Origin of the sequence: Mesorhizobium shangrilense (assembly GCF_040537815.1) — a bacterium.
Taxonomy (GTDB): domain Bacteria; phylum Pseudomonadota; class Alphaproteobacteria; order Rhizobiales; family Rhizobiaceae; genus Mesorhizobium; species Mesorhizobium shangrilense.
The window spans coordinates 4,326,999-4,345,872 of record NZ_JBEWSZ010000001.1 but is presented as its reverse complement, the minus strand read 5'-3'; the positions used below and the strand labels follow the sequence as shown (position 1 = coordinate 4,345,872).

The 18,874-nt window shown below is 63.9% G+C and carries 17 protein-coding genes; 3 read left to right on the top strand and 14 right to left on the bottom strand.

Features of this window, described 5'->3' with window-relative positions:
• Window positions 1-25 precede the first annotated feature (25 nt).
• The 8 genes from ABVQ20_RS20995 to bcoG form a co-directional block, all read right to left on the bottom strand.
• Window positions 26-181: a hypothetical protein gene (locus tag ABVQ20_RS20995; protein WP_354461389.1), complete on the bottom strand. Its 156-nt coding sequence runs from the start codon at window positions 179-181 to the stop codon at window positions 26-28.
• Window positions 182-332: 151 nt separating this feature from the next.
• Entirely contained in the window at window positions 333-1,268 is a 936-nt protein-coding gene (locus ABVQ20_RS20990; RefSeq protein WP_354461388.1) for an alpha/beta hydrolase, read from the bottom strand.
• A 17-nt stretch (window positions 1,269-1,285) separates the two neighbouring features.
• Window positions 1,286-2,068 (bottom strand): carnitinyl-CoA dehydratase, encoded by a 783-nt coding sequence (locus tag ABVQ20_RS20985; RefSeq protein WP_354461387.1) that lies wholly within the window; start codon window positions 2,066-2,068, stop codon window positions 1,286-1,288.
• Window positions 2,061-4,139, bottom strand: coding sequence for an acetate--CoA ligase family protein (locus tag ABVQ20_RS20980; RefSeq protein ID WP_354461386.1), 2,079 nt, complete (start codon window positions 4,137-4,139; stop codon window positions 2,061-2,063). Before ABVQ20_RS20980 ends, ABVQ20_RS20985 begins: the two co-directional genes overlap by 8 nt.
• Before the next feature lie 64 nt (window positions 4,140-4,203).
• Window positions 4,204-5,367, bottom strand: coding sequence for an acyl-CoA dehydrogenase family protein (locus tag ABVQ20_RS20975; RefSeq protein ID WP_354461385.1), 1,164 nt, complete (start codon window positions 5,365-5,367; stop codon window positions 4,204-4,206).
• 4 nt (window positions 5,368-5,371) lie between these two features.
• The gene (locus tag ABVQ20_RS20970; RefSeq protein WP_354461384.1) at window positions 5,372-6,472 is read right to left on the bottom strand and encodes a carnitine 3-dehydrogenase; all 1,101 of its coding nucleotides are present in this window, start codon (window positions 6,470-6,472) and stop codon (window positions 5,372-5,374) included.
• Window positions 6,469-7,098 carry an HD domain-containing protein gene (locus ABVQ20_RS20965; RefSeq protein WP_354461383.1) on the bottom strand — a complete coding sequence of 210 codons (630 nt, stop codon included), beginning with the start codon at window positions 7,096-7,098 and terminating at the stop codon, window positions 6,469-6,471. Before ABVQ20_RS20965 ends, ABVQ20_RS20970 begins: the two co-directional genes overlap by 4 nt.
• Window positions 7,099-7,122: 24 nt before the next feature.
• Window positions 7,123-8,040, bottom strand: a complete 918-nt coding sequence (gene bcoG, locus ABVQ20_RS20960) for a 3-dehydrocarnitine:acetyl-CoA trimethylamine transferase BcoG (protein WP_354461382.1) — start codon at window positions 8,038-8,040, stop codon at window positions 7,123-7,125.
• A gap of 134 nt (window positions 8,041-8,174) precedes the next feature.
• Here bcoG and ABVQ20_RS20955 point away from each other — a divergent pair, with 134 nt between their 5' ends.
• Window positions 8,175-9,158, top strand: coding sequence for a GlxA family transcriptional regulator (locus ABVQ20_RS20955; RefSeq protein ID WP_354461381.1), 984 nt, complete (start codon window positions 8,175-8,177; stop codon window positions 9,156-9,158).
• Here ABVQ20_RS20955 and ABVQ20_RS20950 read toward each other — a convergent pair.
• The 4 genes from ABVQ20_RS20950 to xylA all read right to left on the bottom strand — a co-directional run bounded on the left by ABVQ20_RS20950 (window position 9,136) and on the right by xylA (window position 12,243).
• Window positions 9,136-9,900, bottom strand: a complete 765-nt coding sequence (locus tag ABVQ20_RS20950) for a TIGR01458 family HAD-type hydrolase (protein WP_354461380.1) — start codon at window positions 9,898-9,900, stop codon at window positions 9,136-9,138. The two genes, ABVQ20_RS20955 and ABVQ20_RS20950, sit on opposite strands and share 23 nt — an antisense overlap.
• Before the next feature lie 60 nt (window positions 9,901-9,960).
• Window positions 9,961-10,164 (bottom strand): hypothetical protein, encoded by a 204-nt coding sequence (locus tag ABVQ20_RS20945; protein ID WP_354461379.1) that lies wholly within the window; start codon window positions 10,162-10,164, stop codon window positions 9,961-9,963.
• 158 nt (window positions 10,165-10,322) lie between these two features.
• A complete protein-coding gene (locus ABVQ20_RS20940; protein ID WP_354461378.1) occupies window positions 10,323-10,814 on the bottom strand; it encodes a GNAT family N-acetyltransferase in 492 nt (163 codons plus the stop codon).
• A gap of 103 nt (window positions 10,815-10,917) precedes the next feature.
• Complete coding sequence (gene xylA, locus ABVQ20_RS20935; RefSeq protein ID WP_354461377.1) at window positions 10,918-12,243, bottom strand: xylose isomerase; 1,326 nt, start codon at window positions 12,241-12,243, stop codon at window positions 10,918-10,920.
• 111 nt (window positions 12,244-12,354) lie between these two features.
• Here xylA and ABVQ20_RS20930 point away from each other — a divergent pair, with 111 nt between their 5' ends.
• The gene (locus ABVQ20_RS20930) at window positions 12,355-12,717 is read left to right on the top strand and encodes a nuclear transport factor 2 family protein (RefSeq protein ID WP_354461376.1); all 363 of its coding nucleotides are present in this window, start codon (window positions 12,355-12,357) and stop codon (window positions 12,715-12,717) included.
• Between the two features lie 194 nt (window positions 12,718-12,911).
• Here ABVQ20_RS20930 and xylB read toward each other — a convergent pair whose 3' ends face one another.
• Window positions 12,912-14,366 (bottom strand): xylulokinase, encoded by a 1,455-nt coding sequence (gene xylB / locus ABVQ20_RS20925; protein ID WP_354461375.1) that lies wholly within the window; start codon window positions 14,364-14,366, stop codon window positions 12,912-12,914.
• 81 nt (window positions 14,367-14,447) lie between these two features.
• A complete protein-coding gene (locus ABVQ20_RS20920) occupies window positions 14,448-15,773 on the bottom strand; it encodes a tetratricopeptide repeat protein (RefSeq protein ID WP_354461374.1) in 1,326 nt (441 codons plus the stop codon).
• A 221-nt stretch (window positions 15,774-15,994) separates the two neighbouring features.
• Here ABVQ20_RS20920 and ABVQ20_RS20915 point away from each other — a divergent pair, with 221 nt between their 5' ends.
• Window positions 15,995-18,838, top strand: coding sequence for an autotransporter family protein (locus ABVQ20_RS20915; RefSeq protein ID WP_354461373.1), 2,844 nt, complete (start codon window positions 15,995-15,997; stop codon window positions 18,836-18,838).
• The last annotated feature ends 36 nt before the right edge of the window (window positions 18,839-18,874 follow it).

The following is an 18,874-nucleotide window of genomic DNA, read 5'->3' as shown; positions in this document are numbered from 1 at the left end:
TGCCCTCGGGAGAGGCGTGGCCTTGCTACTTTGGCACTCGTATCCGAGGCAGATGAACCTCGCGGCGATCCGGAACCGGTTCCTCGGCGCGTGGTATCCGTTGATGACGCGGCAGCGGCGAGATGCAGCGCAGCAGGTCGAATGGCTCGACGAAGGCAGTGATCAGCGGAAGGCGTTGCATAGCAATATCCAGTTCCGTTTTAAATATGTATGCAGTATGCATATTACTGAAGCAACTGTCAAGACACGCCCGGCGACGCTGCCAGCGTATCTTTACCAGATCACGCCTTCGCAGCCATATCGTTACGAAGCGGGAAAACCGCTCACCAGAGTCAGGAGCCCTTTCCAAGGGCGGCTGTCGCATCGACGATCCGGGTAAAGCTCGCGCGGGCGCGGCCGACCGTGTGCCGGGCCCTCAGATAGCCATGCACCAGCCCCGGTTCCTCGAACCAGGTGGCTTGACCGCCTGCCGCGACGATACGGTCGCGATAGGCTTCGCCATCGGACGACAGTGGGTCGCATTGCGCGGTGATCAGCACCGTCGGCGGCAGGTTGGAGAAATCGGTATCGGCAAGCGGCGCCAGCGTCGCGTCGCCGCTGCGCTCCTGCCCACCGGACCGGATGTGCTTGTAGAATTCGAGATCACGCACGGTCAGCATCGGCGCTTCGGCATGAGTCACGTAAGATCCCTTTGAGCGGTCGCCGCCGAGGCCGGGATAGATCAGCACCTGGCCGATCGGCTTGCGCGGATGGCCGCGTGTCGCATGGCTGACTGCAGCGGCGAGGTTGCCGCCGGCGCTGTCGCCGCACAGCAAAATAGGATGCGAGCGGGTTCCGGCGGCCCATTCGAATGCGTTCATCACATCATCGAAGGCGGCTGGGTGAAGATGCTCCGGCGCCAGCCGGTAGTCGACCGAGACCACCTCATAGCCGGTGCGGGCGCAGAGTTCGGCACAGACATCATCATGGCTGTCCAGCCCGCCAAGGATGAAGCCGCCACCATGGAAATACAGCACCATCGCCGCCGCCTTGTCCGATGTCGGCGTGCGGTAGATGCGGATCGGGATGTCGTGCGTGGACGTGGCAATGGCCGAGGTTTCGACCGTCACGCCATCTGGATAGCCGGCAAAGAACTCCCGGCACATGCGGTCGTAGATGCCCCGCTGCTGCGCTATGGTGTAGTCGATCGTATCGGGCGGATAGTGGGAATTGGTCCTCTCGATGAAGGCCCACGTCTCGCCATCGATGAGGGTTGTGTAGTCGGTCATGGGAGCCGGCCCGCCGCTCACTTCCCCTTCCACACCGGCTCGCGCTTTTCGGCAAAGGCCCGGAAACCTTCCATATTGTCCTCGGAGCCATAGAGCGCGTCGACCGTCGGCAACTGGCGGCGCGTCACCTTGTTCATGGCGTCCTGGAAGGTCAGGGATTCAGCCACCCGTGCCGTCTCCTTGATGGCGGCAAACACCAGCGGCGGGCCGCCGGCCAGCAGCCGGGCGATCTCCCAGACGCGGTCCTCGAGCTTTTCCTTGGGCAGAATTTCGTTGACCAGGCCCCAGCGATGCGCCTCGGCGACATCCATCCAGCGGCCGGTGAGCAGCAGGTCCATGGCGACATGATAGGGAATGCGCTTCGGCAGCTTGATCGTCGCCGCATCGGCCAGTGTGCCGGCGCGGATCTCGGGCAGGGCGAAGGAGGAATGATCGGAGGCGTAGATGAGGTCGCAGGACAGCGCCAGCTCGAAGCCGCCGCCGACAGCCATGCCGTTGACGCAAGCGATGACCGGCTTGTTGAGGTCGCGCAGTTCCTGCAGTCCGGCAAAGCCGCCGACACCGTAGTCGCCGTCGACCGCGTCGCCGCCAGCGGCCGCCTTCAGGTCCCAGCCGGCGCAGAAGAACTTGTCGCCGGCGGTCTTGACGATGGCGACGCGTAGGCTCGGATCGTCGCGAAATGCCTTGAAGGTTTCGCCCAGCAGTCGCGAGGTCTTGAGGTCGATGGTATTGGCCTTGGGGCGGTCGAGCGTGACCTCGAGGATCGTGCCCTCGCGGCGGGTCGAAATGACGTCAGACATTCTTGTTCTCTCCAAGCACGAGCAGGGCATCGGCGATCCAGGCGCCCTTGCCCTCCCTGCAGACGATCAGCGGGTTGATGTCGAGCTCCTCGATCTCGCCGGCATTCTTCTGCACGAAGGCGGCAATACCGGCGATGGCGTCGATGGCGGCCGCGACATCGGCCTTCGGCCGGCCGCGATAGCCCTCGAGCAGCGGGAACAGTTTCAGGCCGCGCAGCGCCGCATCGATGTCGTCGCGCGTGGCCGGCAACATCAGCGTGACGCTGTCGCGCAACAATTCGACCAGCACGCCGCCGGTGCCCAGCGTCATGACAGCGCCGAACATCGGGTCGCGGGTGAAGCCGACGATCAGTTCGGCGACGCCGTCACGCACCATGTGCTCGACATAGAGCCCGGTGCCGAGCGGCAGGAGATCATGGGCGGCGGCGCTGACGGATTCAGCATCCTTGAGGCCGAGCCTGACGGCACCAACCTCGGATTTGTGCGTGACGCCCAGCGCCTTCAGCGCCACGGGGAAACCGAGCGCCATCGACGAGATCACTGCCTCGACCGCATTGCCGGCGCGCTCGCCCTTCGGCACGGGAAGCCCGGCCTTGATCAGTCGGGACTTGGCTTCGGCCTCGTCAGGCGTGACGTGGTCGCCGCTGGCAGCACCGGAGGCCGACGTATCGACCGGCTGTGCCTGCGGCTCGTGCCAGGCCCAGCCGATGAAGGCCGCCGCCTGGGCGGCATCCATCGCCTCGGAAATGCCGAACAGCGGCACCATGCCCCGCGCCATCAGCTCGGCTGTGTATTCCTCCGGCAGGTTCTCCGGCAGGGAGGAGACGATCGCGCCATGCGCCTTGTTGGTCTTCAGTGCCGATTCGAAGGCGCGCAGCGTTGCCCACCAGTCGGTGACCGAGCAGCGGTCGGGGCGCGGAAAGTCGAGCACCAGCATGTTGAGGTCGAAACCGCCCGACACCATGGCGGTGAAGGTGGCGGTCATCGCCGGCTCGTTGTTCCAGATGAAGGTGTGGTAGTCGAGCGGATTGGCCACCGCAACCAGCGGTCCGAGCGTCGATTTGACATGGGCGCGGTGCGTTTCGGTCAGAACCGGGAAATTGACCCAGCGACCTTCGGCGCTGTCGGCCATGACGGACGCTTCGCCGCCCGAACAGCTCATCGACGACAGCTTGTAGCCGGGCAGCGGTCCGGTGATGTGCAGAAGCTTCAGCGCCTCGATGAAGGCCGGGATGGAATCGACGCGCGCAATACCGAGCCGCTTCAGGAAGGCGCCGGATGCGGCATCGGAACCGGCGAGCGAGGCGGTGTGCGAGACGGTCGCCTGCCTGGCCTGTTCGGAACGGCCGACCTTCATGGCGATGATCGGCTTCTTCAGTTCCCGCGCCCGTGCAGCCAGCCTTTCGAAGCCGGCTACCGAATCGAAGGCCTCGATGTGCAGGCCGAGCGACGTGACCCGTTCGTCCTCGATCAGGCCGAGCGCCATTTCGGAGAGGCCGGTCTGCGCCTGGTTGCCGGCGGTCATCAGGAAGGCGATCGGCAGGCCGCGCTTCTGCATCGTCATGTTGATGGCGATGTTGGAGGACTGGGTGATGATGGCGACGCCCTTGCCGCCCTCGTCCAGCCGGATCCCGCCATGCTGGTCGGGCCACAGGAGCGCACCGTCGGCATAGTTGATCAGGCCGTAGCAGTTCGGCCCGATGATCGGCATCTGGCCGGCAGCGGCGACCAGTTCGGCCTGCAGCCGCTCGCCGTCATCGTCATAGGCCTCGGTTTCGAGGAAGCCGGCGGCAAAGCAGACGGCACCGCCAGCACCCCGCTCGGCCAGCGCCTTGATCACTTCGATGGTCAGATGCCGGTTGACACCGACGAAGGCGGCATCCGGCGCTCCTGGCAAATCGGCGACCGAACGGTAGGCCTTGCGGCCGGCAACCTCGTCCTTGGTCGGATGCACCGGCCAGATCTCGCCGGCAAAGCCCATCTTGATCGATTGCGCAACGACCGCGGCGGCCTGCACGCCGCCGAAGACGGCGATCGATTTCGGCCGCAGAAGACGTTCTAATTTATGCATTGTCATTCTTCTCGTTTGAGCATGATCTTGTCCGAAAACCGGATCCACTTTTCGGGATCATGCTCTAGGCTCCAAACGGACGCAGCAGCGACCGCGAAATGATGTGGCGCTGGATCTCGGACGTGCCTTCCCAGATACGCTCGACGCGGGCGTCGCGCCAGATGCGCTCCAGCGGCAGGTCGTCCATCAGCCCCATGCCGCCATGGATCTGGATGGCTTCATCGGCGACGAAGGCGAGCATTTCGGTGGCCTTCAGCTTGGCCATGGCCATGTCCTGGTCGGTAACGGTGCCCTGATCGTACTTCCAGCCGGCTTCGAACACCATCAGGTCGGCGGCCTTGAGTTCCGTCGCCATGTCGGCAAGCTTGAACGACACGCCCTGGAACTTGCCGATCTGCTGGCCGAACTGCTGGCGCTGCGCGGCATATTCTATTGCATGGCCGAGTGCCCGCTCGGCACGGCCGAGACAGGTGGCGCCGACCTGCAGGCGCGTTGCGCCGAGCCAGGAATTGGCGACCTCGAAACCCTTGTGGACTTCGCCGAGAACCTGACTTGCGGGAAGGCGGCAGTCGTCGAATTCAAGGATGGCGTTGGTGTAGCCGCGATGCGAAACGTTGCGGTAGCCGTCGCGCACCGTAAAACCCTTGGTGCCCTTGTCGACGAAGAAGGCGGTGATCTTCTTGCGTTTTCCCCGCGCGGACTCTTCCTCCCCTGACGCCATGAAGACAATGGCGAAGTCGGCGAGATCGGCGTGGGAGATAAAGTGCTTGGTGCCGTTCAGCACCCAGTCGTCGCCATCCTGCACGGCGGTCGCCTTCATGCCGCGCAGGTCGGAGCCGGCGCCTGGCTCCGTCATTGCCAGGCAGTCCCACTTCTCGCCACGGATGCAGGGAAACAGGTATTTTTCGCGCTGCTCCGGCGTGCCGGCCAAGAGGATGTTGGAGGGGCGCGCAACGCAGGTCCAGTGCAGCGCATAATTGGCGCGGCCGAGTTCCTTTTCGTAGAGCAGCCAGGTCACCGTATCCAGGCCGGCGCCGCCGACATCGGCCGGCATGTTGGCGGCATAGAGCCCGGCTTCGATCGCCTTGGCCTTGATCTCCTCGATCAGGTCACGGCGCAGCACGCCGGTGCGCTCCACCTCGCGCTCATGCGGATAAAGCTCGTTCTCGACGAACGCGCGCGTCGTCTCGACGATGAGTTTCTGCTCCTCCGAAAGACCGAAATCCATGGTCTCAGCCTTTCTTCTTGCTGCTCTTCTTCGGCTTTTCGGCCTTCTTCACCGGCTTGCTCGCCTTGGCCTTCTCGGCCGCCTTGGAAGCCGTCGGCTTCTTCGCCGCCAGCTTGGCGAGCTGCTTGGTATAATCCTTGTGCAGGGCGCCGGCGCCCCAGCCCTTGCCCTTGTTCTGCTTCGACAGCGCATCCATGATCGCGACCAGATTGTCGTCACGGATCTTTTCCAGCTCGCGGATCGACAGGCCATGGGCCTGGTCGTCCGACTGCGTGGCGATCAGGTCGACCAGCTCGTCATTGAACTCCGGCACGTCCATCAGCTTGGTCCACGGCCATTTCAGGCACGGCCCGAACTGCGCCATGAAGTGGCGCATGCCGGCCTCGCCGCCGGCGACGCGATAGACCTGGAACATGCCCATCTGCGCCCAGCGCAGGCCAAAGCCGTAGCGCATGATGTCGTCGAGCTCCTCGACCGTGCAGATGCCGTCCTTGATCAGCCACAGCGCCTCGCGCCATGCCGCTTCGAGCAGGCGGTCGCCAACGAAGGCCTCGATCTCCTTGCGGATGACCACCGGCTTCATCCCGATCGAGGCATAGATCTCCTTGGCGACCTCGATCGCCTCGGGAAAGGTCTGTTCGCCGCCGACGATCTCGACCAGCGGCAAGAGATAGACCGGGTTGAACGGATGGCCGACGACCAGCCGCTCCGGGTGGTTCTTCATCGCCACCTGCATGTCGGTCGGCTTGATGCCGGAGGTGGAGGAGCCGACAATGGCGTTGGCCGGCGCATGGGCGTCGATCTCGGCCAGCACCTTGTGCTTGAGGTCGAGCCGTTCCGGCACGCTCTCCTGGATGAAGTCGGCGTCGGCAACGGCCTCGGCGATCGTCTTGGCGAAGGTGAGTTTGCCTTCCGTGGGCAGGCCGCCGGGCACCATCTGCTTGTATGCGCGGCGTGCGCCCTTCATCACTTCCGAGACCTTGCGCGACGCTTCGGGATCGGGATCGAAGATCGACACGTCGATGCCATTGAGCAGCAGCCGCGCCACCCAGCCGGCGCCGATGACACCGCCACCGATGGCGGCTGCCTTGTTGATGATGCTCATGCTGAGGCTCCGGTTCTTGTCTTGGCTGTTTGGGGATCGATGAGGGATACACGCTCGCCGGCGCGGATCACGGCGGGGTCGTAGGCCTTGCGGGCAAAGACTTCGAGCACGAAGGGCCGGAAGAACTCGATCGGCAACGTCTCATAGTCGGGGTCGAAGCTCGACTGGTCCCAGCGCTCGCAGAACTGGTCGCAATCGTCGAAATAGGCATGGCCGGCGAAGCGGTCGCGCGCATGGCGATTGCCGCCAAGGTGATGGGCATAATAGAGCCGCTGGAAATCGCCGTGCTTCTCCACCACCCAGGTGCATTGTTCGCGCACAAAGGGTTTCAGGATCGAAGCGGCGTATTCGTCATGATTGTAGGGCGCGTAGATGTCTCCGATGTCGTGCAGCAGGGCACAGGCGATCCAGTCGGTATCGGCGCCGTCGCGCCAGGCGCGCGTCGCCGCCTGCAGCGAATGTCCGAGCCGGGTGATCTTGTAGCCGGACAGGCCCTCATCGAGTTGGACAAGGGCATCAAGCAGACGATCGCCGGTCTTGGCCGCATAGTCGATCTCATGCGCGGTCAGGAACTGGTAATCGTCCCAGTCGCCATCCTTCATCGCGGTGAACTTGACTGTCGTCATGTCGATCTCCTCCCAGCGATCGTGCTATGCAGCTATTGGCGCGCGCTTGGTCAGGTTCAGCTTCTTGCGCACTTCCTCCGGCCCGATGACCCTGGCGCCCATATTGGTGACGATGCTGGCGGCGCGCTCGACCAGCTGCGCATTGGTCGCCAGCACGCCCTTGTCGAGCCAGAGATTGTCCTCGAGGCCGACGCGGACATTGCCGCCGGCCAGCACCGCGGCGGCGGCATAGGCCATCTGGTTGCGACCGATGGCGAAGGCCGACCAGTTCCAGGTCGACGGCACATTGTTGACCATCGCCATAAAGGTGTTGAGGTCGTCGGGCGCCCCCCACGGCACGCCCATACAGAGCTGCACCAGCGCGTCCGCATTGAGCACCTTTTCCTCGACCAACTGCTTGGCGAACCAAAGATGGCCAGTGTCGAAGGCCTCGATCTCCGGCTTGACGCCAAACGCCGTCATCATGCCGCCCATGGCGCGCAGCATGCCCGGCGTGTTGGTCATGACATAGTCGGCTTCGGCGAAATTCATCGTGCCGCAGTCGAGCGTGCAGATTTCCGGCAGGCACTGGCGCACATGTTCCATGCGGTTGGTGGCGCCGCCCATGTCGGTGCCTTTTTCGTTGAGCGGCAGCGGCGCTTCCGGCGAGCCGAACACCATGTCGCCGCCCATGCCGGCGGTCAGGTTGAGGACCACATCGACATTGGCCTCGCGGATGCGCTCGGTCACCTCGCGGTAGAGATGCACGTCGCGCCTGGGCTTGCCGGTTTCGGGGTCACGGACATGGCAGTGAACGATCGCGGCACCGGCCTTGGCGGCATCGATGGCCGAATCAGCGATCTGCTTGGGCGAGCGCGGCACATGTGGGCTGCGGTCCTGCGAGCCGCCGGACCCGGTCACGGCACAGGTAATGAAGACCTCGCGGTTCATCGCAAGCGGCATGGAACTCTCCTCCCAATCGAAAACCACGCATGTCGCCCAAAGGGTGGGAACCGGTTTTGGGACAACGACATGCACAAAGACGAGCCAACAATGCCCGACTTGCCGGAAACTGTTTTGCGTTTTACGAAGGCGTTATGATCAAAAGCGAAAAACCGACAATCTTTCGTGTCGAGCACGCGCCGCTCAAGGTGACGCTGCTGGTGTTTTCCGGGGCGTCCATCATGTGCGTGGCGTGCGCCGTCGATCCGTTGCGCGCCGCCAACCGCATTGCCGGCGAAACCCTGTTCGATTTCAGGCTGGTTTCCGTGACGGGCGACGCGCCGGTCACGACATGCGGCCTGCCCGTGGCGGTCAGTGGCCGGTTCGACGCGACGGAACCAACCGATGTCCTTGTCGTGGTCGCCGGCTTCGGCACGCAGAACTATGCCACATCGGCCTTGCTTGCCGGCCTGCGCCGCGCGGCGCGGTCGGCGCGCGCCTGCGGCGGCGTCGAGGCGGGCACATGGCTGGTGGCACGTGCCGGCTTGCTGGAAGGGCGCAGCGCGACCACCCATTGGGAGGACATGGAGGATTTTTCGTCGGCCTTTCCGGGTGTCGACGTGCGCCCCGATCGATACATCATCGACGGGCCGGTCTTCACCACGGGCGGCGCCTCGCCAACCCTGGACCTGATGCTGCACCTGATCCGCACCCGGCTCGGCATGGCCGTGGCGCTGGATGTGGCAAGTGCGTTCATCTACGACCAGGCGCGCGCGGCGACCGACGCGCAGCCGCTGGTCTCGCTTGGCCGGCTGGATGGCTATGACCCGCGATTGGCACAGGCGATCCGGCTGATGGAAGCGCATGTCGACCAGCCGCTGACCATAGAGGCCATAGCAAAGCGTGCCGGCGTGACGGCGCGAACACTGGAAAGCATCTTTCGCAAGTCGATCGGCGAGACGCCGGGCGCCTATTATCTCAGGCTCCGCCTGGGTGCGGCGCGCCGGCTGGTGGTCGATACAAGGGTCGCGATGGCCGATATTGCCGGGAGGACGGGGTTCTCGTCCGCCGCGGCATTTTCACGGGCATTTTCACGGGCTTTCGGCGAGGCGCCAGTCAGGTTGCGGCGCGGTTGGTGAGTATCCAGTCCGCCGCGGCAGCGAGGTCGTCCACCAGCGCCGTGGGGGCCGGATTGAAACGTGTTTCGTCGCCTGGGCGATACTTGCCTGTCCGTACAAGCAGCGCCGCGCCAAGCCCGGCGCGCAGTGCGCCGGCGACATCGCTCTCGGCGTCGTCGCCAACCATCACCGCATCGGCCGCCGGACAGTTCATGTCGGCAAGCGCCGCAAGAAAGAAATCCGGTGACGGCTTGCCGAGCACGACAGGACTTCGGCCACTGGCGAATTCGAGGGCGGCAACGAAGGCGCCCGTATCGAGGCTGAGCAGACCGTCTGCATCCTTGAAGGTCCGATTGGTGGCGAGCGCCACAAAATCGGCGCCGGCAACCAACTCGCGGAATGCCCGGTTGAGCCTGGCATGATCGAAGGCTTCGCCGGCATCTCCTATGATCACGGCCCGCTTATTCGCGCCGTCCAGTCCGGAAAACTCAGGTTCCAGGTCGGGATGGACGAGCAGATGCGGTGCTCGGCCATGCCTACGCAGCCATTCGACTGCGGCACGTGCCGGCGTCAGCAATTCCGCTTCTCCAACCTCGACGCCGAATGCGGCAAGTTGCGCGGTGATTGCCTTGCGCGGCGAGCGAGTTGTGTTGCTGACGAAGCGGAGCGGCAAGCCCGCACGGCGCAGGCGCTCGATGGCGGGGATAGCGCCCGCTATTGGGGTGTCGCCATTGTAGACGACACCCAGTAGGTCCAGGAGCACCGCGTGTACCATCGGTGAAGGATGACGAAACAGCCTGGGTTCGTCAAACCACGGGGACCATCAGGCGACATCGCGGTTTTCGCTGACAATGCGGGAACGCATGCTCTTGGCCAGCACAGTCTCGAGCCGCGCGGCAATCGCGCGATCCCATTCGTTTGAATGCCGTGCGCCGTCCTTCGGGTGCGGAATTGCCATGAGCCGATCGATGATGGATCCGGTCTCGCCCGGTGAGAGCAGGGCGTCGATTTCACGTTCGTGCTGCATATCGTTTCGCCTCCTTCTTCCTCTCCCGCCACGCAACACATATACGAGATACGTGACGGCAGTTTGAAGGCAAGAGCGAGGTCATTGAAGGGCGGCCGGGGGCAAATCCTGTCGTCGCGATCAACCCTCCGCGCAAAGGATTCCAAACGTCGAAACGGTTAGCTGGTGGGGCCGCCCAACCGCTTCTCGAACAGCACGGTGGTGAACCCGCTGTCCCATTCATCGTCAGGGTAGCGACCCTTCTCGACATAGCCGACGGCCTTGTAGAGGCCCTGGGCGCGTTCGTTGAACGTATCGGTTTCGAGCCGCGCCTGCGGGAATCCGGCGGCGCCGATGGCCTGTTCGGCATGGGACAGCAATTTGCGGCCGACGCCCTGGCCCTGGCGGTTGGCCCTGACATGCACGGCCTCGATGAAATCACCGCGCCAGTGGATCAGGCCGGCGATGTCGCCGTCAATTTCGGCAACGGTGAATTCCGGCCAGCTCTCATCGACGTAACGCCCGCCAAGATCGGCCTCGACATAGCGCTGCGCCGAAGCCTTGGTGATGTGCGGCAGCCAGGTGCCTTCGAACGTTTCCCGAAGGACCCGCTTCACGGCCGGGATATCGCTTGCCTGTGCCGCGCGCACGCTGATCTGGCCCTCTGCCATGTCCATCTCCACCTGGTTGGGGTGCTGACTAGCAGAGGGCGTCGAAGATGGCTTTCAGCCACCTTCGACAGGCATGGGTCCAGATGTCGGACGGCCCGTGGGGTCAGACGTATCTGTTGACGATGTTTTCGAGCAGCTCCTGGCGTCCGGACCTTGGCTGCGGCTCGATCTTCTTCTTCACGACGCGTTCAGCGATCTCTTCCAGCGTGCGCTTGCCCGACAGCATCGCCTTGCCCTCGGCCGTGTTCCAGCCGGCATAGCGCTCGGCCAGCGGCGCCGACAGCGCCTTGTCCTCCACCATGCGCGCGGCTGCCTTCAGGCCCCGTGCGCAGGAATCCATGCCGCCGATATGGCCGATCAACAGATCCTGCGGATCGAGCGACTGGCGACGCAGCTTGGCGTCGAAATTGGTGCCGCCCGTCTTGAAGCCGCCGGCCTGCAGGACCTGGTAGTAGGCCAGCGCCATTTCCGGCACGTTGTTGGGGAACTGGTCGGTGTCCCAGCCCGACTGGTAGTCGTTGCGGTTCATGTCGATGGAACCGAAGATGCCCAGCGCATTGGCCAGCGCAAGCTCGTGCTCGAAGGAATGGCCGGCCAGGATCGCGTGGCCCTGCTCGATGTTGACCTTGACTTCCTTCTCCAGGCCAAAACGCTTGAGGAAGCCGTAGACGGTCGCGACATCATAGTCGTACTGGTGCTTGGTCGGCTCCTGCGGCTTCGGCTCGATCAGGATCGTGCCCTTGAAGCCGATCTTGTGCTTGTAGTCGACCACGAGGTTGAGGAAGCGGCCGGCCTGTTCCTGCTCGCGGGCAAGGTCGGTGTTGAGCAGCGTCTCATAGCCCTCGCGCCCGCCCCACAATACGTAGTTCTCGCCCTTCAGCCGTTTGGTCACGTCGATGCAGTGCTTCACCGTCGCCGCCGCATAGGCGAACACATCCGGATCCGGATTGGTGGCCGCTCCCGACATGAAGCGGCGATTGGAGAACAGGTTGGCGGTACCCCACAGCAATTTGACGCCGGTCTGCTTCATCTTGCCGGCAAAATAGTCGGCGATCTCGTCGAGCCGATCGGCACTCTCGGAGAAATCCTTGCCCTCGGGCCGGACATCGGCGTCGTGGAAGCAGAAATAGGGCGCGCCGAGCAGCGAGAACATCTCGAAGGCGACATCGGCCTTCAGCTTTGCCAGCTCCATCGTGTCGGTGCCACCGGCCTTGGGGAACCACGGCCGGTCGAAAGTCTGGCCGCCGAACGGATCGCCGCCCGGCCAGGCGAAGGAGTGCCAGTAGGCGACGGCAAAGCGCAGATGATCCTCCAGCCGCTTGCCCGCCACGACCTCATCGGGATTGTAGAAGCGATAGGCCAGCGGATTGGTCGAATCCGGGCCCTCGTACTTGATCTTGCCAATGTCTCCGAAAAATCCGCTGCTCATGATTTCTGTCCTCTCGAATAGTTCACCTGATTACCTCAGGCGTAATTGGTTTCGTTCTTCTGCTGGTCGAAAAGGTTCGTGTCAAAGCCACTCAACTGAAGGAGATAGACCATGACCGACCTCAACAAGATCGCCGAAGGCTACATCATCGCCTGGAACGAAAGCGATGCGGACCGTCGCGCAGCCCTGCTGAAGGCTGTTTTCACCGAAGACGTCAGCTACCGCGATCCGATCATGCAGGGCGACGGCCATGAAGGCATCGCGGCGCTCATCGGTGGCGTGCAGCAGCAGTTTGCCGGCTTCCGGTTCTCGCTGAAGGGAACGTCGGACGGCTATGCCGACAAGATCCGCTTCTCGTGGAATCTCGGGCCTGAGGGAACCGACTCCATCATCGAGGGCACCGATATCGGCATCATCGAAAACGGCCGTCTGAAGAGCGTCACCGGCTTCCTCGACAAGGTGCCGGCGCAGTGAGGTTTTCGGGGTAAGGTGGGTGTGAAGCACCCCCCTCTGGCCTGCCGACCATCTCCCCCTCAAGGGGGGAGATTGGCTGGCTTTTCTACCTTCGCCAGACCCCAACCTCTCAAGACCGGCATAGCCGTTGACGCTGCTGATCTCCCCCCTTGAGGGGGAGATGGCCGGCAGGCCAGAGGGGGGTAAACCCACGCTCACGCCGTGGCGCCCTTGATCGCCGGGTATAGCGCCCGGTAGCGCTGATAGGCATCCGCATAGGCGCCGCCAAGGGCGGCATCCGGGTCGATCGTGGCGTCCGTCGCCGGCGCCGTGCAGACGCCGAGAGGATCAGCACCCGTCGCCGCGATCAGGCCAAGCCTGGCCGCACCGAAGGCGGCGCCGAAATCACCATCGGCCGGAATGTCGACAGGTATTTGCAGGGCGGTGGCGATGGCCTTCAGCCAGTAGCGCGAGCGCGAGCCGCCGCCAATCGCCGTCACCCGCGTCAACGTGGTCCCGGCCTTGGCCAGGGCTTCGAGGCTGTCCCGGAAGGCGAAGGCCACGCCCTCAAGCACGGCCTGTGTCAGCACGGCGCGGCTGGATTCATGTCCAAGCCCGGTAAACGCGCCGCGAATGGCAGAATCATTGTAGGGCGTGCGCTCGCCCGACAGATAGGGCAGGAAGGATACGCCGGTGGGCGCCCGCAGTGTGTCGCCGAGTTCGGCGGTCAGTTCACCCGCGCCCTTGCCGGTGATTTCCGAAAGCCAGTTGAGCGAATCGGTCGCCGACAGGATGACGCCCATCTGGTGCCAGGTATCGGGCAAGGCATGGCAGAATGTGTGGACAGCACTTGCCGGGTTGGGCAGGTAGGAGGCGTTGGCGGCAAACAGCACGCCTGATGTGCCGAGCGAAACGAAGGCATGGCCGGCGCCCACCGTGCCCATGCCGCAGGCCGAGGCTGCATTGTCGCCGGCGCCGCCGGCGATCGGAATGCCTGCCTGCATGCCCCATTTCGACGCCAACTCGGCGCGCAGCGCGCCGGCCTTGTCCGTGCCTTCGACCAGCGACGGCATGTGCTTTTCATCAAGCGATGTCGCGGCAAGCAGGTCTGACGACCAGCTGCGTTTGCCGACATCGAGCCAGGACGTGCCGGCTGAATCCGACATTTCCGAAATATGCTCGCCGGAGAGCCAGAGCCGCAGGAAATCCTTCGGCAGCAGGACCTTTGCCACCCTGGTGAAGACAGCGGGCTCATTGTTCTTCACCCAGGCCAGTTTCGGCGCGGTGAAGCCAGGAAAAACGATGTTGCCGGTGAGCTTGCGGAAACGTGGGTCGGCATCGAGCGCGGCGGCTTCCGCGTGGCTGCGCGTGTCGTTCCACAGGATGCACGGGCGCAGCACCTTGTCGCCGGCGTCAAGCAGCGTGGCGCCGTGCATCTGGCCGGACAGGCCAATGCCCTTGACCGCCGCGAGTTGTCCTGGATGGGATGATTTGAGCTCGGCAATCGCGTCTTCGCAGGCGCGGATCCAGTGATCGGGATTTTGTTCCGACCAGCCAGGATGCGGCCGTGAAACGTCAAGCGAGCCGTGGCCGGAACCGATGACGCTCTGGCGGGCATCAATAAGCAGCGCCTTGACACCTGACGTGCCCAGATCGAGGCCGAGATACATGCATTTCCTCCCATTGCCCAATTTTTTCGGATCTCGAAAAAATCTGGCTTGGCCAGTTTTTAAGACAAGATACGTCGCAGGTCAATTCTCTGACAAATCGGCCGCGCGTCGCGAAAACAGAACCGACAATGGGCTGTCTGGCCGCGCCAATGCGCGTTCAGCGGCAAGCGCGCTCGCCAGGGCCCTGTCGCCCGACCGCAATGCCGCTTCCATCAATGTCAGGTCGATGACGTCGCGCTGCGCGTGGCTGCCACCGAAGCGATGGGCGATTGCCCGGATCGGCCTGATCCGCCGCACCGTCTCCTGGTAGTCGCCGCTTCCGAATGCCTTGATGGCCAGGGTGAGGGGATGGCCGACATCCCGGGTGAACGCGGCGTTGTCGTCGCCGCCCAGCATGGCTTCGTGCTGCGCCTGAAGAAGGGTTTGAGCCAGCGCTTCGAGCCCCGCGCCGACAAAGGCCATCATCGCGTGGGCATCATTGAAGGCGTAGTTGCCGGCGCTGGCCTTCGGCGCCCAATTGGCGGCAAGCGTTGCCCAGCGGTCGCCGACATCGACGCCGCCGAGCTGCAGCCGCCACAGGATTGCCGAGGCATCGACCATGTTGAGCGCCAGCGTCGAACGCTTGCCGTATATCGGGCCGTCATAGAGCGCCAGCGCCTCGTCGACCTCGCCGAGATCGTAGTGGAAAAGCGCCAGGTGCCACCAATTGTGCACTTGCAGGAAGCTTTCCTGCGTCCATGCGTCGGGATTGGCGCGCATCCAGGCAATGCCGTCCCTTTGCCGGCTTTGCATTTCCATGACGTGCGCCACTGCATGCTGCGCCCAGCCGTCGCGCGGCTCGATCTCGATCGCGGTCCGGCCGAACTTTTCGGCGCGGGCATAGTCGCCCATTTCCTCCAGCCCGAAGGCCTGCATGCCGAGAATGGCGTGGTAGCCGGGCATGCCGTTTTGCCATGACGGCAATGCGCGGCCGATGCGGTCGCGCAGCATGCGGGCATCGCCGGTGAAGAAATCGATCTGGTGCCCCACCTGCAGCGCCAGCGCGTCGAGCGGGTGCTCGATGGTGATATCCTCGAGAAGGCGGGACGCCTCGTGCCAATGCCCTTTGGCGAGATGTCCGAGCGCGGCGACATGCGCCCGCTCATGCGTCGAAGCGGCCAGGGGGAGCGCTGCCGCGTGGCACGCGGCGGTTACGACCATCGCATCGCGCTCCGTGGCGAGCCCGAACAGATAGCCCTTCAGCACATGCGCCATGACGAACCCCGGCGCATCGGCAATGGCGTGGTCGACGGAACCGACGGGGTCGCCGACGAAACATTGCAACTCGTGGAGAGCCTGGCCGTACGAGGACAGGCTGGTTTGCGTCGCGCCCGAGAACACCGGAGGAAATGCACTCCTGATCGTCATGCCATGCCCTTCGACTGCCCATTCATATCCGGGCCACGACTATAGGGCAGGGGCGGTCGGAGCGGCAAACAGGATCTGGACCAGCCACCATGCAGGTCTATCCAGTCTTCTTCGCAGTGTATCAACCATAAGTTTGTGATTAGGCTTTGTAAAACGAGGCGAATTATGACTTCATTGCGGCAGAGGGTGGGGAGCTTGTAATCGCGACTGCGAGGAACGCGATGCGGCAATCTGAAGATCGGCTTCCAAATGGCGGTTTGGAAGAAGTTGCTAATGTAGTTGTTTCAAGGCGAGGGAAGATACGATCGTTTAATCCTTGGGTCTCTGTCCTTCTCGCCTCCACGGCGCTGGTTTTGCTGCCCAATTCCGCGACCCTGGCGGCCTGCGTGCTGAGCCCGACGGCCGGAAATGACACGTTCACCTGCGACAGTGGCGATTCAGGCGGCAGTCTCACCGATACGAGCGGTAACAACACACTGACATTTCCTGCTGGTGGCACCGGAACGTTGAGCGGCAACGTCACCTTCGGCAGCGGCTCCGACCACATCGATATGCAATCCGGCACCATCACCGGCGCCGTCGACCAGGGCGGTGGGAACGACTTCTTTGTCATCGGCGCGGGCACGGTTGCCGGCAATGTCCAGCAGGGCGCTGGCATCGACGATTTCAGGATGACCGGCGGCCAGATCGGCTCGCTCAACCAGGGTGACGGCCTCGATACCTTCTTCATGTCGGGCGGGCGCATCGTCGATTTCTTCGACGATGGCGACTATGCTGTCATGACCGGCGGCCGCATTGGTCGCGTCAACATGAAGCTCGACAAGAACTACTTCAACATGTCGGGCGGCACGATCGACCGCAATCTCGTCACCGGTTTCGATGACGACACGATCATCCTCTCGGGCGGCACCATTGGCGGCAACATCAGCGTCAGCGGCGGCAATGACAGCGTCACGGTGACCGGCGGCACGGTTGGTGGCGATGTGCTGATGAGTTTCGGCACCGACACATTCGTCTGGAACGGCGGCGGCATCATCTACGGCACGGTTGACCTCGGCCCCGACAACGACACCGCCAGGCTCAGCAACCTTACCAACGCCAATCTGGGCGGCACTGTTGCAATAACCGGCGGCCTTGGCACCGACACGCTGACCTTCGACAATGTCAAGCTGGACCGGATCAGCCGGGTCCAGAACTGGGAAAGCATCAACGCCACCAATGACACCGAACTGACGCTGGACGGCAATCTGGTGCTCGGCGACAGCGGCACGGGCACAGGCGCGCTCAAGGTCGATGCATCGAGCACGCTGTTCGGCGGCGGCTTCAACGCGTCGATCCAGGCCTTTACAGCTGGCCAGCTGACGACGGTCACCAATGCCGGCCGCATCGACCTGACCAATGGCGGCACCGGCGCCACGGATCGGCTGACGATTTCCGGCAACTATGTCGGGATGGGCGGCCTGCTTCTCGTCCAGACAGTGCTCGGCAACGATTCCTCCGCCTCGGACAGGCTGGTGCTGTCGGGCGGAACAGCATCCGGCTCGACTGGCATCTCCGTCGTCAATGTCGGTGGTGCCGGCGCGTCGACGACGCAGGACGGCATCATGGTCGTCCAGGCCATCAACGGCGCCACGTCCGGCGCCACGACATTCGCGCTCGATGCGCCGGTCGCCGCCGGCGCCTTTGAATATTACCTTTTCAAGGGCGGCGTCAGCGACGGCAGCGCGGAGAACTGGTACCTGCGCTCGACGCTGACGACGCCGGCCCCGCCGGCTCCGGCGCCGCCGCCGCTCGAGCCGACAGCGCCTTTGACGCCCGTGCCGCCGGAAACCGCGCCGCCGCCGCCACCGTCGACATTGCCATCGACACCGCTTCCGACCGATGGCGACATCAACAATCCGCCGGTCGACCCCACAGCGCCGGTACAGGCCGGCGATCCGGTGCCGCAAGGGCCACCGCCACCTCCGCCGGCTCCCCCGGCGGACCCGCCACCGCCACCGCCGACGCCGCCAACGGCTGGCCCCGATCTTCCCGTCCCGACGCTGCCAGGCCCGCCGCCCGTCCAGCCGGCACCGCCGACGCCCGGCGCGACCGCGGTGTTAGCAGCCGAGATCCCGCTCTACCGCATCGAGGTGCCCGTCTATTCCGCGGTGCCGCCGGTGGCCGAGCATCTGGCGATGACGACGCTCGGCACCTTCCATGAGCGGCGCGGCGAGCAGAGCCTGCTGTCGAACACCGAATTGTCGCCGGTCTGGGGACGCATTTTCGGGCAGGACGCCAAGATGAACTGGTCAGGCACGGTCTCGCCGTCCTTTGACGGCACGCTGTTGGGCTTCCAGACAGGGTTCGACGCATTTGGCAGGGAAACCGCGTCGGGTGTGGTCGACCGTGCCGGCCTGTTCATCGCCTATGGCAGCATGAACGGCGACGTGCATGGCCAGGCGCTGGGATGGAACAATCTGTCGGTGGGGAGCATCGACCTCAGCGGCACCAGCGTCGGCGGTTACTGGACCCGCATCGGCCCGACCGGCTGGTATCTGGACGGTGTCGTCATGGGTACCTTCTTCAGCGGCAACGCGAGCTCATCGCGCGACATCGGCATCGATGTCAGTGGAACGGGCATCACGGCGTCGCTGGAAGGCGGCTATCCCGTTGCGCTGGCGCAGGGCTGGACCCTCGAACCGCAGGCGCAACTGGTCTGGCAGCATCTGTCGCTCGACGATGCCAGGGATCGGTTCTCGTCGGTTTCCTTCAATCTCGACGATAGCGTGACCGGCAGGCTGGGCCTCAGGCTGCAAGGCGAAGCGACCATGAATGGCATCGCCCTGCAGCCCTACCTGAAAGCCAATCTGTGGCACGATTTCGGCGGTACCGACCGCGTTACATTCGATACAACCGATATCTCGACCGAGGGCAGGTCAACCTCGTTCGAGTTCGGCGGCGGCATGATCGCCAAGGTAACCGACAAGGTCAGCGTCTTCGCCACCGGCGACTACACCACCAATCTCGGCGGCGACAGGCGACGCATCCTCGAAGGCAATCTGGGCTTCAGCGTCAAATGGTGAGGCGGGGTCCTGATACCAGGATAATGCCGGTTTGCG